This is a genomic window from Nocardiopsis dassonvillei (genome assembly GCF_964273065.1).
GTDB classification, from domain to species: Bacteria; Actinomycetota; Actinomycetes; order Streptosporangiales; family Streptosporangiaceae; genus Nocardiopsis; species Nocardiopsis dassonvillei_B.
Window position 1 is genome coordinate 1,973,567 of sequence record NZ_OZ186815.1, and the last position, 15,045, is coordinate 1,988,611.

The 15,045-nt window shown below is 74.2% G+C and carries 11 protein-coding genes; 5 read left to right on the forward strand and 6 right to left on the reverse strand.

What is annotated here, in order from left to right:
• Nucleotides 1–251 precede the first annotated feature (251 nt).
• Genes ACSUPR_RS08850 through ACSUPR_RS08870 form a run of 5 tightly spaced genes read right to left on the reverse strand, consistent with a single transcriptional unit; the run spans nucleotide 252 to nucleotide 6,151 of the window.
• Complete coding sequence (locus tag ACSUPR_RS08850; RefSeq protein ID WP_436890662.1) at nucleotides 252–1,310, reverse strand: ABC transporter ATP-binding protein; 1,059 nt, start codon at nucleotides 1,308–1,310, stop codon at nucleotides 252–254.
• On the reverse strand, nucleotides 1,307–2,305 hold the full coding sequence (locus ACSUPR_RS08855; RefSeq protein ID WP_436890663.1) for an ABC transporter ATP-binding protein: 999 nt from the start codon (nucleotides 2,303–2,305) through the stop codon (nucleotides 1,307–1,309). Before ACSUPR_RS08855 ends, ACSUPR_RS08850 begins: the two co-directional genes overlap by 4 nt.
• Nucleotides 2,302–3,237 (reverse strand): ABC transporter permease, encoded by a 936-nt coding sequence (locus ACSUPR_RS08860; RefSeq protein WP_436890664.1) that lies wholly within the window; start codon nucleotides 3,235–3,237, stop codon nucleotides 2,302–2,304. The genes ACSUPR_RS08855 and ACSUPR_RS08860 overlap by 4 nt, the downstream gene beginning before the upstream one ends.
• A complete protein-coding gene (locus tag ACSUPR_RS08865; RefSeq protein ID WP_436890665.1) occupies nucleotides 3,234–4,301 on the reverse strand; it encodes an ABC transporter permease in 1,068 nt (355 codons plus the stop codon). The genes ACSUPR_RS08860 and ACSUPR_RS08865 overlap by 4 nt, the downstream gene beginning before the upstream one ends.
• Nucleotides 4,298–6,151 (reverse strand): ABC transporter substrate-binding protein, encoded by a 1,854-nt coding sequence (locus ACSUPR_RS08870; RefSeq protein WP_436890666.1) that lies wholly within the window; start codon nucleotides 6,149–6,151, stop codon nucleotides 4,298–4,300. Before ACSUPR_RS08870 ends, ACSUPR_RS08865 begins: the two co-directional genes overlap by 4 nt.
• A gap of 232 nt (nucleotides 6,152–6,383) precedes the next feature.
• Here ACSUPR_RS08870 and ACSUPR_RS08875 point away from each other — a divergent pair, with 232 nt between their 5' ends.
• The 5 genes from ACSUPR_RS08875 to ACSUPR_RS08895 all read left to right on the forward strand — a co-directional run bounded on the left by ACSUPR_RS08875 (nucleotide 6,384) and on the right by ACSUPR_RS08895 (nucleotide 12,752).
• Entirely contained in the window at nucleotides 6,384–7,100 is a 717-nt protein-coding gene (locus ACSUPR_RS08875; protein WP_436890667.1) for a metal-dependent hydrolase, read from the forward strand.
• A gap of 80 nt (nucleotides 7,101–7,180) precedes the next feature.
• Nucleotides 7,181–7,840: an O-methyltransferase gene (locus ACSUPR_RS08880; protein WP_436890668.1), complete on the forward strand. Its 660-nt coding sequence runs from the start codon at nucleotides 7,181–7,183 to the stop codon at nucleotides 7,838–7,840.
• Between the two features lie 350 nt (nucleotides 7,841–8,190).
• Nucleotides 8,191–9,336, forward strand: a complete 1,146-nt coding sequence (locus ACSUPR_RS08885) for an exonuclease SbcCD subunit D (RefSeq protein ID WP_436890669.1) — start codon at nucleotides 8,191–8,193, stop codon at nucleotides 9,334–9,336.
• On the forward strand, nucleotides 9,336–12,305 hold the full coding sequence (locus ACSUPR_RS08890) for an AAA family ATPase (protein WP_436890670.1): 2,970 nt from the start codon (nucleotides 9,336–9,338) through the stop codon (nucleotides 12,303–12,305). Before ACSUPR_RS08885 ends, ACSUPR_RS08890 begins: the two co-directional genes overlap by 1 nt.
• A gap of 33 nt (nucleotides 12,306–12,338) precedes the next feature.
• A complete protein-coding gene (locus tag ACSUPR_RS08895) occupies nucleotides 12,339–12,752 on the forward strand; it encodes a hypothetical protein (protein WP_436890671.1) in 414 nt (137 codons plus the stop codon).
• A gap of 61 nt (nucleotides 12,753–12,813) precedes the next feature.
• On the opposite strand, the gene ACSUPR_RS08900 is transcribed toward ACSUPR_RS08895, so the two are convergent.
• Complete coding sequence (locus tag ACSUPR_RS08900) at nucleotides 12,814–14,928, reverse strand: cytochrome c oxidase assembly protein (RefSeq protein ID WP_436890672.1); 2,115 nt, start codon at nucleotides 14,926–14,928, stop codon at nucleotides 12,814–12,816.
• Between the last annotated feature and the right edge of the window lie 117 nt (nucleotides 14,929–15,045).

Here is a 15,045-nt window from a genome sequence, read left to right on the forward strand (position 1 = left end):
GCGCCTACCCTGTCCTCCCCCGCTCTCCGTTACCGCGAACGTGCCGACCGGTCGGAAACATGAGCAAAGGCGGTCAGGTATCGCATCAGGGACTTGTCTCCGGTTCGTGACATCCCCGGTGACTTCGCCCTTCCCGGGTGACGGCGGCACTGCCGCCGGTGCATAAAGTGACTCACATCACATTTTGCCACGCCGGGGCCCGGGACCGCTCCCGGCGGCGGAGCCGGGCGCCGCGGCCCCGCCGTGCCCGGTCAGGGCGCCCCCGGCTCCTCCCGCTCCAGGGCCCGGGCCCAGTGGCAGGCCGTGGTGTGCGCGCCCGCTCCGCCGGGCAGGATCCCCGGGTCCTCGGTGCGGCAGCGGTCGGCGACACCCGTCCGCTCCGCCTCCCCCGAGGCCAGGACCGGGCAGCGCGGGTGGAACCGGCAGCCCGCGGGCACCCGCTTCGGGTCCGGCGGCTCCCCCGACAGCACCACCGGTTCGCTCCCGGAGTCGGGCAGCACCGACAGCAGCGCCCGGGTGTACGGGTGCCGGGGACCGGACAGGACCTCCTCCACCGTCCCCAGCTCCACCACCCGGCCCAGGTACATCACGGCGACCCGGTCGGCGATGTTCCACGCCAGGCCCAGGTCGTGGGTGGCGATGAGCGCGGACAGCCCCAGCTCGTCGCGCAGGTCCAGCAGCAGGCGCAGGATCTCGCCGCGCACCGAGGCGTCCAGCGACGCCACCGGTTCGTCGGCCACCAGCACCTCCGGCTCCAGGACCAGCGCCCCGGCGATCACCACGCGCTGGCGCTGGCCGCCCGAGAGCTCGTAGGGGTACCGGGACAGGAACCGCTCAGGCGGCCGCAGGCCCGCCCGGGACAGCGCCCGGGACACCCGCTCGGCCTCGTCGGCGGTGGTGCCCCCGTGGATGCGCAGCCCCTCGGCGACCGACTCGTAGACGGTGCGCCGGGGGTTGAGCGACCCCGTCGGGTCCTGCTGCACCAGCTGCACGCGGTGGCGGTAGGCGCGCAGGTCGCGGGAGGAGTACCGCAGGGCGCCCCCCTCGAAGGACACGGTGCCCGAGGTCGGGCGCTCCAGGCCCAGCAGCACCCTCCCCAGGGTGGTCTTGCCGCAGCCGGACTCCCCCACCAGGGCCACGATCTCCCCGGCGGCGACGTCCAGGTGGACGCCGTCCACGGCCCGGGCTGCGGCGCGTCCGCCACCGAACCCGGAGGTGAAGACGACCCGCACGTCCCGGGCGCGCAGGATCGGCACGTCCTCCCCGGGGTCGGACGCGGGCGCGGACGCGTCGGTCTCGGTGGTGCTCAACGGACTCCCTCCCCGACCGGCCCCACATGTACACAGGCGGCGTGCCGCGCGGACTCCCCGCGGGAGTCGGGCCCGACCGGCCACAGCGGCGGGTCGACCGTCGCGCACACCTCCTCGGCCACCGGGCAGCGCGGCCGGAACACGCACCCCGCGGGCGGGTCGGCGGGATCGGGCGGGTCGCCGGGCAGGCCGCGCGGGGCCCGCCGGGACGCCGGGTCCCCGATCCGGGGGAAGGCCGCGCCCAGGGCGGCCGCGTACGGGTGGGCGGGGGCGCCCGTCACCTCCCGGGCCGGCCCCTGCTCCACGACCCGCCCCGCGTACATCACCGCGACCCGGTCGCAGGTCTCGGCGAGGACGGACAGGTCGTGGCTGATCATCAGCATGCCGATGCCGTGGTCGGCGACCAGTCCCCTGAGCAGGGCCAGGATCTGCGCCTGGATCATCACGTCCAGGGCGGTGGTCGCCTCGTCGGCCACGATGAGCCGCGGCCGGCAGGCCAGGGCCATCGCGATCATGACCCGCTGGCGCTGGCCGCCGGACAGCTGGTGGGGGTGGTCGGCGGCCCGGGATGCGGGCAGGCCCACCTGCCCGAGGAGCTCGGCGACCCGGTCGCCCACCCGCTCCCGCGGCACCGTCCGGTGGATCAGCAGGGGTTCGGCGATCTGCTCGCCGATCCGCCGTACCGGGTTCAGCGAGTGCATGGCGCCCTGGAACACGATGGCCGCCTCCGACCACCGCACCGCGCGCAGCCGCCCCCACCGCATGGTGAGGACGTCCTCGCCGGACAGCTCCACGGCCCCGGTGACCCGGGCGGTCTCGGGCAGCAGCCGCAGCAGCGCCATGGCCACCGTGGACTTGCCGCTGCCGGACTCCCCGGCCAGGCCGAGCGTGCCGCCCGGGTCCAGGGACAGGTCCACGCCGCGCACGGCGGGGACGTCGGCACCGCCGGAGCGGTAGGTCACGTGCAGGTCGCGCACGTCGAGAAGAGAGGTCAACGCCGCTCCCTGAGTCGGGGGTCGATGACGGCCTCCAGGGCGCGGCCGCACAGGGTGAACGCGAGGGCGACCAGGGCGATCGCCAGTCCGGGCGGGACCATGTACCACCAGATCCCGGAGCTGATCGCGCCCGCGTTGCGGGCGCTCTCCAGGATCCCGCCCCAGGAGACGGTGGTGGGGTCGCCCACGCCCAGGAAGGCCAGGGTGGACTCGGCGATGATGGACGTCGCCACCAGCAGGGTGGTCTGGGCGAGCACCACCGGCAGCACGTTGGGCAGCACGTGCCAGGCCATGACGTGCAGGTGGCCGCCGCCCAGGGCCCGGGCCCGCTCCACGTAGGGCCGGGCCTCCACCGCCAGGGTCTGGGCGCGCACCAGGCGTGCGGTGGCCGGCCACACCGTCAGACCGATCGCGAGGATGATCGTGCCGGTGCCGCGCGGCAGCACCGCTGCCAGGGCCACCGCCAGCACCAGGGTGGGCAGCACCAGGAACCAGTCGGTGAGGCGCATCAGGACCGACGACAGGATCCGCCCGGCGGTGCCGCCGCCCGCCCCGAAGTGCCCGGCGGTGATCCCCACCAGGGTCCCCAGGGACACCGAGACGACGGTGGCCAGGAAGCCCACCGTCAGCGAGACCCGGGACCCCCAGATGATGAGGTCGAGGATGGACCGGCCGTAGTCGTCGGTGCCCAGCGGGAACCGGGCGCTGGGCGGCTCGAACGCGGTGCCGGGCGCCCGGGTGACGGTGAGGTCGGCCGGGTCCACCAGCAGCGGCGCGGCCAGGGCGAGGGCGACCAGGGCGAGCAGCCCGGCCAGGCCGACCATGCCGGCGCGGCGCCGGGAGTACTCCCGGGCGAACGAGCGCAGGGCCTCGCGGCGCCTGCGGCGGGCCAGGGCCCGCGGGGAGTGCGGCGGGGCCGCGGGGGCGTTCACGGGCGCACCCTGGGGTCGAGCAGCGGGTAGACCAGGTCGGCGACGAGGTTCATGACGATCACCGAGGCCGCGAACACCACGAACAGGCCCTGGACCAGGCCCAGGTCGGGCACGCTCAGCCCGGAGTAGAAGAGGCGCCCCAGCCCCGGCCAGGAGAAGACGGTCTCGACGAGGATGACCCCGGAGACCACCTGGCCCAGGTTGAGGAAGATCAGGGTGACGGTGGGCAGCAGGGCGTTGGGCACGGCGTGCCTGCGGCGCACCAGGGAGTCGCGGAGCCCCTTGGCCCGCGCGGTGGTGAGGTAGTCGGCGCCCTTCTCGTCCATGAGGGACGAGCGCATGATCATCAGGTACTGGGCGTAGACGACCGCGACCATGGTGGCGACCGGGAGGACCATGTGCCAGGCGGTGTCGACGGCGACGTTCCAGGCCCCGGTGACACCGGGGGTGGTCATGCCGCCGGTCGGGAACAGGCCGGGCAGCGGGTCGCGGCCGGAGGCGAACAGCACGATGAGCAGCAGGCCCAGCCAGAACGTCGGCACCGACCAGAAGAAGAGGGCCACCGTCGTGTTGACCCGGTCGCCCGCGCTCCCGGGCCGCCAGCCCGAGCGCACACCCAGGAGCAGCCCGAGCAGGGCGGCGATGAGGGTGCCGGTCCCGGCGAGCAGGACCGTGGGGCCCAGCGCGTCGAGGATGAGCTCGGCCACCGGCCTGCGGTACTGGAACGAGGTGCCCAGGTCCATGCGGAACAGGCCCAGGGAGTAGTCGAGGAACTGCTGCCACAGCGGCTGGTCCAGGCCGAACTGGCGGCGCAGCTCCTCCCGCTGCTCGGCGGTGACCTCGCGCCCCTCGGTCATGGCGCGGACGGGGTCGCCGGGCAGGATGCGGAACAGGAAGAACCCGGTGACGACCACCCCGGCCAGGGAGAGCACCGCGGTGAGCAGCCGGCCGCCGACGTAGCGGAGCACGCGGCCGGTGCGCCCCCGGGCGGCGGCCTGCGCGGGGGCCGCCGGGGCGGAGGAGTGCTGCTCCTGCGCCCCGGCCGTGACGGGGGTGCCGGTCACTCGCGGTCCTCCGCGGTGGCCCGGCGGCGGAAGAGGAGGAACGCGCCCCCGGCCAGGAGCACCAGGGCGACCGCCCCGATGCCGATCCAGACCCCGGTGGACGGGCCGCCCGCGCCTGCCGCGCCGGAGCCGCCCTCGGCGGGCTGCGCCGCCCAGAACGCCCAGTAGCCGTCCTGGCCCCAGATGTTGCCGCCCTCGGCGGGCTGGGTGAGCAGGGTGCCCTCCCGGATCTGGTCGGTCCGGTAGGCCTCCCGGATGTCCGGGTAGGTCAGGACGTTGACGACGGCCTCCTCGTAGAGGACGCGCTGGAGGTCGTGGATGATCCCGGCGCGCGCGGCCCGGTCGTACTCCCGGAGCTGCTCCGCGTAGAGCCGGTCGTACTCCTCGTCGCAGAAGTAGGCGTCGCCCTGCATGGTGCCCGGCTCGGTGGGCAGCGCGTCGCAGGTGTGGATGCCGAACACGTAGTCGGGGTCGGGGTTGACCGTCCACCCCGTGAAGATCAGGTCGTACTCGGCGGCGTAGAGGGCGTCGCTGAGCACGCCGGGGTCGACGGTGAGGTTCTCGACCTCGATGCCGATGTCGGCCAGGCGCTCCACGATGATCTTGCCGGCGCTGACGTTGTCCGGCCGGTCCTGGTGGACGTGCATGCGCAGTTCGAGGCGGTCGCCGTCGGGCGAGACGCGCACGCCGTCGTCGCCCGTCTCGTAGCCCGCCTCGTCGAGCATGGCGTTGGCGGCGTCCGGGTCGAAGTCCAGGATCGCCTCCCCGCCCCCGGGGGACCAGTGGAAGTCGGTGTAGCGGGCCGGGATGTAGCCCCCGGCGGCGGTGGCGCGGCCGCCGTGGGCCTTGTCCACGATCTCCTGGTTGTCGATGGCCATCACGATGGCCTGGCGAAGGGTGCGGTCCTGTAGGGCCGGGTGGCCGTCGCCGAACTCCTCGCCGTCCTGGGTGCGGGCGCCCGGGTTGACGGTGAACGCCTGGAACCGCTTGCCGTCGGCGAAGTTGACCGCGATGTCGGCGGCCTCCTCCAGCGCGTCGGCCTGGGCGGCGGTCAGCTCGTAGACGAAGGAGACCTCGCCGCTGCGCAGGGCCTCGACGGCGGCGTCCTTCTCGGCGTAGTACCGGAAGACGAGGTGGTCGAAGCCGGGGGCGCCGTTCCAGTGTTCGGGGTTGGCCTCCAGCGTGATGCTCTGGCCGCGGTCGTGCGAGGTGAGGACGAACGGGCCGCTGCCGACGCTGGGCAGGTCCTCTCCCGTGTACTCGGCGAAGGCGTCGCCCTCGCTCTCGACGATGGGCTCCCACACGTGCCTGGGCACGATGGGCACGGTCAGGGACTCCATGGTGGCCTGGGGCTCGGAGAGCTCGATGACGACGGTGTGCTCGTCGGGGGTGGTCACCTCCTCGAACCCGGCGACGTAGCTGCCGTTGGCGATGGCGGCGGCCTCGTTCTCCATGATCGTGGTGAACGTCCAGGCCACGTCGTCGGAGGTGAGCGGCTCGCCGTCGGTGAAGGCGACGTCGTCGCGCAGGTGGAAGGTCCAGGTCAGGCCGTCGTCGCTGGTGTCCCAGCTCTCCGCCAGGGCCGGGGCGGGGTTGCTGGTCTCCTGCTCGTTGGTGACCAGCGAGTCGTAGACGTGGGAGAGGATGTTGGTGGTGACGGCGAGCTGCGCCGTGAAGGGGTTGAAGGAGTCGACCTGCTGGGCGACCGCGACCGTGAGGGTGGTGCCGTCGGGGGAAGCGGCGTCGGCCGCGGCGGGGGCGGCCGTCGTACCGGCGAGGAGCACGAGCGCGCTTCCCGCGGTCGCCGCTCTGCGGAACGGGGACACGGCCGGAGGGTGATGGGAGTTCATCGGGGCCCCTGTCAGGATCGTGGGGTGGTGGCCTGGGCCACCAGGGGGTTGTTGGTTGTCTACCAACGGACCGCGAGGAGCGTCAATGACCTACATGGTGCGCCATGACATCGCAATACATTCGCTCCCGAGCAAGGTCACAGAGGGGTTTCCCAGGCGTTGAGTGGCAAATGAGGCGACCGTAACGACCCCGCCTTGGCACTGTTCGTCGTACTCCGCTACGGTTCCCGCCATGATGGGGCACTCTCACGCACTGAGCGGCGTGGTCGGCTGGATGGCGGTCGTTCCGCTGGTCCAGGGGACGCAATTTCTGGGCCTGGACTTCAACCTCGGCCCGAGCGAGATCATCGCCGGTTCTCTGGTGTGCGCGGGGGCCGCCCTGCTGCCCGACGTGGACCACAAGAGCGCGACGGTCACCAAGACCTACGGCAAGGTCACCGAGGCACTGAGCGACATGCTGTCGTTCCTCTTCGGCGGCCACCGGATGGGCACCCACTCGTTCTTCTTCGCCGTCCTCATGGGTGTGATCGTGCAGCTCCTGGCCCTGTGGTCGGAGCTGGCGGTACAGGTCTTCGTGTTCCTGCTGATCGGTATCGCGCTCCAGGGCCTGGGTTTCGGACTGGACAAGAACCGGGCCGCCTCGGGGGTGATCAACGCGCTGGCGACCGCGGCGATCACCCTGGCCCTGTACGCGGCCGGGACCAACTACACCTGGCTGGGGCTGGCGGTCGCCTTCGGCGTGGTCCTGCACTTCTTCGGCGACATGATCACCAAGATGGGCGTGCCGATCTTCTGGCCGTTCTGGAAGAAGCGCATCGGCCAGAACATGGGCTTCAAGACGGACGGCCCGGTCGAGCAGAAGGTGGTCACCCCGCTGCTCACCGTCGGCGTGATCGTCGGCTCCATCTACCTCTTCGACTGGCCGACCCTGCTGCCCGACGGGCGCTGAGCCCTCTCCCGTTCCCCGCGCCCCGCCGACCCCGTCGGCGGGGCGCTCCGTTCCCGGGCCGCCGGGCTAAGGTGTGTCCCGTGACACGGACCACTGAGAGCCTCACGCCGGAACTGTACGAATACCTCGTCGCCCAGGGCGCCCCGCTCGACGACGTACTGGCCGACCTGGTCGAGGAGACCGCGCGCCTGTTCCCCGAGAGCAAGGGGATGCAGATCGGCCCCGAGCAGGGCACCTTCACCACCCTGCTCACCCGGATCTCCGGCGCCCGCGACGCCGTGGAGATCGGCACCTTCACCGGTTACTCGTCGATCTGCCTGGCCCGCGGCCTGCCCGAGGGCGGCAGCCTGCTCGCCCTGGACGTCAGCGACGAGTGGACCTCCGTCGCCCGCCGCTACTGGGAGCGCGCCGGGGTCGCCGACAAGATCACGCTCGAACTGGGCCCGGCGCTGGAGTCCCTGCGCGCCCTGCCCGAGGAGCCGCGGTTCGACCTGGCCTTCATCGACGCCGACAAGGAGGGCTACGTCGGCTACTGGGAGGAGCTCGTCCCGCGCATGCGCCCCGGCGGGATCCTGCTGGCCGACAACACGCTCTCGCACGGCCGGGTGGTCGACCGCTCCAACACCTCGGCGCACGTCCAGGGCATCCGCGACTTCAACGCCCGCCTGGTCGCCGACGACCGCGTCACCCAGGTCCTGCTGCCCATCGGCGACGGCCTCACCCTGGCCCGCAAGAACTAGGCGTGTTCTTTCGAACCTCCGCTCCGCTCCGGTTCGCGTCCGGCGCCCCCGGCGGACGGCCCGGCAGCCGCGGCCCGCACCCGGCCCGGCGCCTCCGGGGGCGGGACCTTCGGCCCTGAGGAGCAGACCGGCATCCGGGGAACAGGCCCCGGGGTGACGGGCCCCGCCCCCACCCACCGCCGCTCCCGGGGGCGGCCCGCGGTGCCTCCCCCGGGGCGGGGGCGGGCCGGGGGGAGGCGGTCGCCCGGGCGGCGCACACGCACCGCCCGATGCGGGATCTTCCACAGTGCCGTCCTCCGGGCGACGGTTTCCCACCCGGAACCGCCGTCCCTTCGATAGTGTCCGTTTCCATGCGGTTGCTGCACACCTCCGACTGGCACCTGGGCCGCTCCTTCCACCGGGAGAACCTCCTCGACGCCCAGGCCTCCTTCCTCGACCACCTCGTCGACACCGTCCGCGAACGGGAGGTCGACGTCGTGCTCGTGGCGGGCGACCTCTACGACCGCGCCCTGCCCCCGGTGGACGCCGTGCGCCTGTTCGACCGGGCGCTGGAGCGCATCCGGGACACCGGGGCGCGGGCCGTGCTCATCGCGGGCAACCACGACTCCATGGCCCGGCTGTCGTTCGCCTCCGGCCTCATCGACGCCGCCGGGGTCCACCTGCGCAGCACCCTCGACGGCATCGGGGACCCGGTCCTCATCGAGGACGGGCACGGGCCCGTCGCGTTCTACGGCATCCCCTACCTGGAGCCGGAGATCGCCCGCCACCACTGGGGGCTCGCCGGGCGCGGGCACCCCGCGGTCCTCGGACACGCCATGGACCTGGTCCGCGCCGACCTGGCCCGGCGGCCCGGCACCCGCTCGGTGGTGCTCTCCCACGCCTTCGTCGCGGGCGGCGAGCCCTCCGACAGCGAACGCGACATCTCCGTGGGAGGCGCCTCCCACGTGCCCGCCTCCGTCTACGCCGGGGTGGACTACACCGCCCTGGGCCACCTGCACGGGCGCCAGACGATCACCCCCGCGGTCCGGTACTCGGGGACCCCGCTGGCCTACTCCTTCTCCGAGGAGCACCACCGCAAGGGCTACTGGCTGGTCGACCTGGACGCCGACGGGCTGGGGGAGGTCGAGTTCGTCGACGCCCCCGTCCCCCGCCCGCTGGCGCGGATCCGCGGCCGCATCGACGACCTGCTCGAGGACCCCCGGTGGGAGCGGTACACCGGCCACTGGCTCCAGGTCACCCTCACCGACCCGCGCCGCCCGGCCCAGCCCATGGACCGGCTGCGCGAGCGGTTCCCGCACACCCTGGTGCTGGAGTTCGCCCCCGAGGGCGGGGCGCCGGCCACCCGGCCGGTGGCCGCGCCCGTGGCGGGCCGGGCCGAGCGCGCCGTGATCGGCGACTTCGTGGAGTGGGCGCGCGGCGTCCCCGCCACCCCCGAGGAGACGGCCCTGGTCGAGGCCGCCGTCGAAGAGGTCCGACTCCGGGAAGGACTACGCTGATGCGCCTGCACACCCTGACCGTCCGGGCCTTCGGGCCGTTCGCGGACACCGAGACCGTGGACTTCGACCGGCTCGGCTCCGGCGGGCTGTTCCTCATCCACGGGCCCACCGGCGCGGGCAAGACCTCGGTGCTGGACGCCGTGTGCTTCGCCCTGTACGGCTCCCTGCCCGGGGCCCGCGGCAAGGACGACTCCTACAAGAGCCACCACGCGCCGCTGGACCGCCGCCCCGAGGTGCACCTGGAGTTCACCGTGCGGGGCCGCCGCGTCCGCGTCGAACGCCGCCCCCGCTGGGAGCGGCCCAAGAAGCGGGGCTCGGGCACGCTGGTGGAGAACCAGAAGGTCACCGTCCAGGAGCTCGTCGGCGACCGCTGGGAGGGGGTCACCACCCGCCCCGACGAGGCGGGGCAGTTCATCGGCGACCTGGTGGGGCTCACCCTGGACCAGTTCTGCCAGATCGTGCTGCTCCCCCAGGGGGAGTTCGCCCGCTTCCTGCGCGCCTCCTCCAAGGACCGGCGCACCTCGCTGGAGCGGATCTTCAACACGGGCGTGTTCCGCGACCTGGAGGACTGGTTCGCCGAGCACGCGAACGGGCTGCGCCGCGAGGTGGAGACGGCCGACCGGCGGATCCGGGAGACGGCGGGGCGCATCGCCGAGACCGGCCGCTCCACCGCACCGGAGGACACCGAGGAGCTGTGGGCCTGGGCCAGTGAGCTGACCGCGATGACCGCGGCCGTGGCCGAGGAGGTCTCGCCGGTGGTGGACTCCGTGGTCGGGGCACGGGAGGCCGCCGCCGGCGCCCTGTCGGAGGCCCAGGCCCTGGACCGGCGGCGCACCCGGCTGGCCCGGGCCCGGGCCCGGCTCGGGGAGCTGCTCGAACTGTCCGAGTGGCGGGCCCGGATCGACACCGGGCTGGCCGCCGCCGAGCGGGCCGCCGCCGTGCTGCCGGTGCTCGGCGAGCGCGACGCCCGTCGGACGGCCCTGGCCAAGGCCGCGCTGGTCCGGGAGCAGGCGACGGCGCTGCTGCCCCCCGCGTTCACCGCGGAGGCCACCACGGCGGAGCTGCGCGCCGCCGAGCGCGAGCGCCGGGACGAGCTGGCCCGGGCCGAGCGCCTGCGCGCGGACGCGCGGCGGCTGTGGGAGCGGCGCGAGGCGATCACCCGGTTCGACCGCCACCTGGCCAGGGCCGACGACACACTGGCGCGGGTGCGCGAACACCTCGCCGACCTGCCCGCCCGCATCGCGGACCTGCGCGGGCGCCTGGACGCGGCCCGCGACCGGGCCGGGCGGGTGGAGGCGGCGGAGGCGGCGCTGGCCGCGGCCGTGCAGCGGCGCGACGCCGTCGCCGAGCACACCCGGCTGTCCGCCGAGCTGGAGCTCGCCGAGACCGCGCAGGCGGAGGCCGTGGACGCCGACCAGTCCGCCCGCGAACACCTGCTGGACCTGCGCGAGCGGCGCATCACCCACATGGCGGCCGAGCTGGCCCTGGGGCTCGCGGAGGGAACTCCGTGCGCCGTGTGCGGCTCCGTCGATCACCCGGCCCCGGCCCGGGCCGCCGCCGGGGACCTGGTCACCGCGGAGGCCGAGCGGGCCGCCCAGGCCGCCGCGGACGAGGCCGCCCGGCGCCGGTCCGCCGCCCGCGAGCGGGTGGCCGCGCTGGGCGAGCGGGCCGCCACCGCGCTGGAGCGCGCGGAGGGGCGCGGCCCCGACGAGGCCGCCGCGGAGGTCGCCGAGCTGACCCGGCGGCACGCCGAGGCCCGGACCGCCGTCGACGAGGTCCGCCGCATGGAGGAGGACCTGGAGGGGCTGCTCGGCCGTCTGGAGCGGACCCGGGCCCACGAGGCCGAGGAGGCCCGGAAGCGGTCGGTGACCGCGGCCCACCGCGAGGAGGCGGTCCAGGAGTGCGCCCGGCTGGCGGGCGCCCTGCACGAGGCCCTGGGCGGGGACGTCGACCTGGACGCCCGGGTACAGGGCCTGCACGCCGAGGCCGAGCTGCTGGCGGCGGCCGCGGCGGCCGTGGAGGAGCACGAGCGGGCCGGGCGCGAGCTGGACGCCGCCGAGGGCGCCCTCACCGAGGCCCTGGCCGCGGCCGGCTTCGCCGACGAGGGGCGGGCCCGGGCCGCCGCGCTGGACGAGCGCGGGCGCCGGGAGCTGCGCTCCCAGGCGCGCGCCCATGACGACGCCCTGGCCGCGGTTCGGGCGACCCTGGACGACCCCGAGCTGACCGCCGTCGCCGACCTGGCTCCCCCGGACCTGTCCGCGCTGAAGTCCGCCGCCGACGAGGCCGCCCTGGCCGCCGAACGGGCGGTGGCCCTGCGCGGCCTGTGGCGGGAGCGGTCCGGGCGGCTGGCCGCGCTGCGCGCGGAGCTGCGCGAGCGGCTGGACGCCTGCGGCCCGGTGCTGCGCCGGTACCGGATCGCCGAGGGAATGCGGGCTCTGACCGCCGGCACCGCCAAGGACAACACCGACGGTGTGCGCCTGTCCGCGTACGTGCTGGCGGCCCGGCTGGAGCAGGTGGTGGCGGCCGCCAACGACCGGCTGTTCACCATGTCCGACGGGCGGTACGAGCTGCGCTACACCGTGGACAAGACGGTGAGCGACGGCAGGGCCCAGAAGGCGGGCGGGCTGGGCATCCGGGTGGTGGACGCCTGGACCGGGGCCGAGCGCGACCCGGCGACGCTCTCGGGCGGCGAGACGTTCTTCAGCTCGCTGGCGCTGGCCCTGGGGCTGGGCGACGTGGCGAGCGCGGAGGCCGGCGGCGCCGACATCGACACCCTGTTCGTGGACGAGGGGTTCGGCACCCTGGACGAGGACACCCTGGAGGAGGTCCTGGACGTGCTGGACCGGCTGCGCGACGGCGGCCGCGCCGTCGGCGTGGTCAGCCACGTCGCCGACCTGCGCCACCGCATCACCGGCCAGTTGCGGGTGGTCAAGACCGCCGCCGGGTCCCACATCCGGCACATCGGCTGACCCGGGGACGGGGCCCGGCGGACCGGTGGGACAATGACCAGCGTGAATTCGCTGGTGGACATCGCTGTGTTCGGAATCGTGGGCGCCATCATGATGGCGGCCCTGGTCGGTCTGCTCCTGGTGGCCTCGGGCCGCCCCGGCGGGATCCCGCCCTGGGCCCGGAGGGCCTTCCCGGCCGCCGCCCTCGCCCTGCTGGTCGCGCTGCCGACGCTGGCCGCGATCAGCGTGCTGTCGTCCGGGGAGGGGTTCTGGACGGCGTTCGCCGTGGCCACCTGTGTGGCCGCGGTCGCCGCCGCGGTCAACATCGGCCTGTCGCCGCTGGTCGCCCGGCGCCAGGGCGGCACCGCGACGGTGCTGCGGCCCTCGCTGCCGGTGTTCGCGGTCGGCCTGGTGCTGTGCACGGCCCTGGGCCTGGTCGCCGCCGGCCTGGCCGCCCTGTTCGTCTGACGCCCGAAGACCACGGGGCCCGCGGATCTCGGATCCGCGGGCCCCTTCTCCGTGTCCGGCCTCAGTCCTCGCCGGCCTGTTTCGGCGCCGGTTCCTCGGCGGGCGCCTCCGCGCCCGACATCGCCCTGTTCCGGCGGTCGAGCTCGGCCAGGTAGGCGTTGTAGGCGTCCAGGTCGGCGTCCTCGGAGCCGCCGCGGCGGGCGTGCCGCTCCCGGCGGCGCTCCTGCTTCTCGTCGTCGCGGGACCACTGCACCACCAGCGCCAGCATGACCAGCAGCGTCGGGATCTCGCCCAGGGCCCAGGCCACGCCGCCGCCCGCGTACTGGTCCTCGGCCAGGCCGTCGATCCAGGGGACCTCGAACTGCCCGTAGAAGTCCATGGCGATGGGCGCCGACTGCATCATGATCGAGATGCCGAAGAACGCGTGGAAGCCCATGGCCAGCAGCAGGAGCAGGATGCGCAGCAGGTAGGGCATCTTGCGGGGCGCCGGGTCGACGCCGATGATCACCCAGTAGAAGAGGAACCCGGTGAGCAGGAAGTGCACGCCCATGAACAGGTGACCGAGGTGGTCGTTCATCAGCGTCGGGAACAGCTGGGTGAAGTACAGGGCGTAGGGGCTGAACACGAACAGCGGCGTGGCCACCGCCGGGTGCGTCACCAGCTTGGAGTACCGGCTGTTGAGGAACAGGTTGAGCCATTCGCGCGGCCCCCGGTCCCCGCGCCGCTTCGCCGGGCGCAGCGCCCGCAGCGCCAGGGTGGCCGGCGCGCCGAGCACCAGCAGGATCGGGCTGAGCATCGCCAGCACCATGTGCTGGATCATGTGCGCCGAGAACAGCACCATCGCGTAGGTCGCGTACCCGCTGAGCTGCGCGGCCACGATGGTGAGCAGGCCCGCGGCGAAGGCGACGGTCCGCCCCACCGGCCAGGAGTCGCCGCGGCGCACCAGGCGGGTCACCCCGGCGGCGTACAGGCCTCCGGCGATGACCACGAACATGATGAAGAACAGGTCGGGCCGCCACAGCGTGAGCAGGTTGACCATGTCCATGGGCGGGGGCACGGGGAAGCCGAGGATGAGCGCGGCCGGGTCCACCCGGCTGTCCAGCGGCGGGGGCGGCGCGGTGCGGCCCAGGCCGACGGAGACGCCGATGACGGCCGCCATGACGAGGATCTCCACGGCGGCGATGCGCAGGAACAGCAGGCGGCGCAGGCCCGGCCGGTCCGGCTCCCCGGCGGCGCCCGCCACGCCCTTGAGCGCGAACTCGCGGTGCAGGTACCCGAGCGCGCCCAGGACCGTGAACAGCACGGCCTTGACCAGGATGATCAGTCCGTACTCGGTGCGCAGCAGGGCGTCCAGGGACTCGATGCGGGCCAGGGCGCTGGCCAGTCCGCTGACGGCCACGCCGACGTAGGCCCACAGGGCCAGTCGGCTGAACCGGGCGGCCGCGGTCTCCAGCGCCTCGCCGGCGGCACGCATCGCGTGGAAGGTGAGCAGGGCCATGCCGCCGGTCCACACGCTGATCGTGAGGACGTGCATGGCCAGGCCGGTGACGGCCAGCTCGTGCGCCCCGGCGGAGGCGGAGTGGCCGGTCAGCGCGGGCGGGGTGGTGGCGGCCAGGGCCAGGAGGAGGAGCCACAGGGCGCCCGTGGCGCCGGTGACGGTGCGGCCGAACAGCAGGATGCCGGTGGTGAACAGGATGACGAACATCAGCGCGATGCCGCCGGAGACCGATCCGGCGTAGGCGGTGACCTCGTCGATGCTGACCTGGCCCAGCGGCCGGGCCAGGAACTCGGACGCCTGGAAGTACAGGGTGAGGACGGCGCCCGCGGTCCAGGCCAGGGCGCTCCAGGTCGCGGCCTGGACGTAGCCGACGGCCTGGTGGGACAGGCGCCCCCTGTCGGAGGGCAGCAGGACCACGGCCAGCAGCAGCGACCCGATGGTGAGCACGCCCGCGGTCTCCATGAGCACCTTGGACAGGGGAAGGCCCCAGCGGACGGCGTCGCCCGCGTCGGGCAGGCCGGGGATGACCACGGGGAAGGCGGCGCCGCCCAGGACCAGCGTGAGGCTCAGTCCGGTGAGGCACAGGACGGCGGCCGCCGCCGCCAGGACCGCCGTGGTGGACGTCCGGGGCGACCCGGCGCGGTCCGGGGACTGGGTGATCTTTGCGGGAGGAGCCACGTGCCACTTCCGTCGTCGAGGTCGTTCAAGGCGGGGGATGCCGTCAAGGGGCGGCTCGGCGCACTCCAGCGTAAACCGTCCACTACGGGATGTCGGCCGGGGGTGGGGAACAGGGAG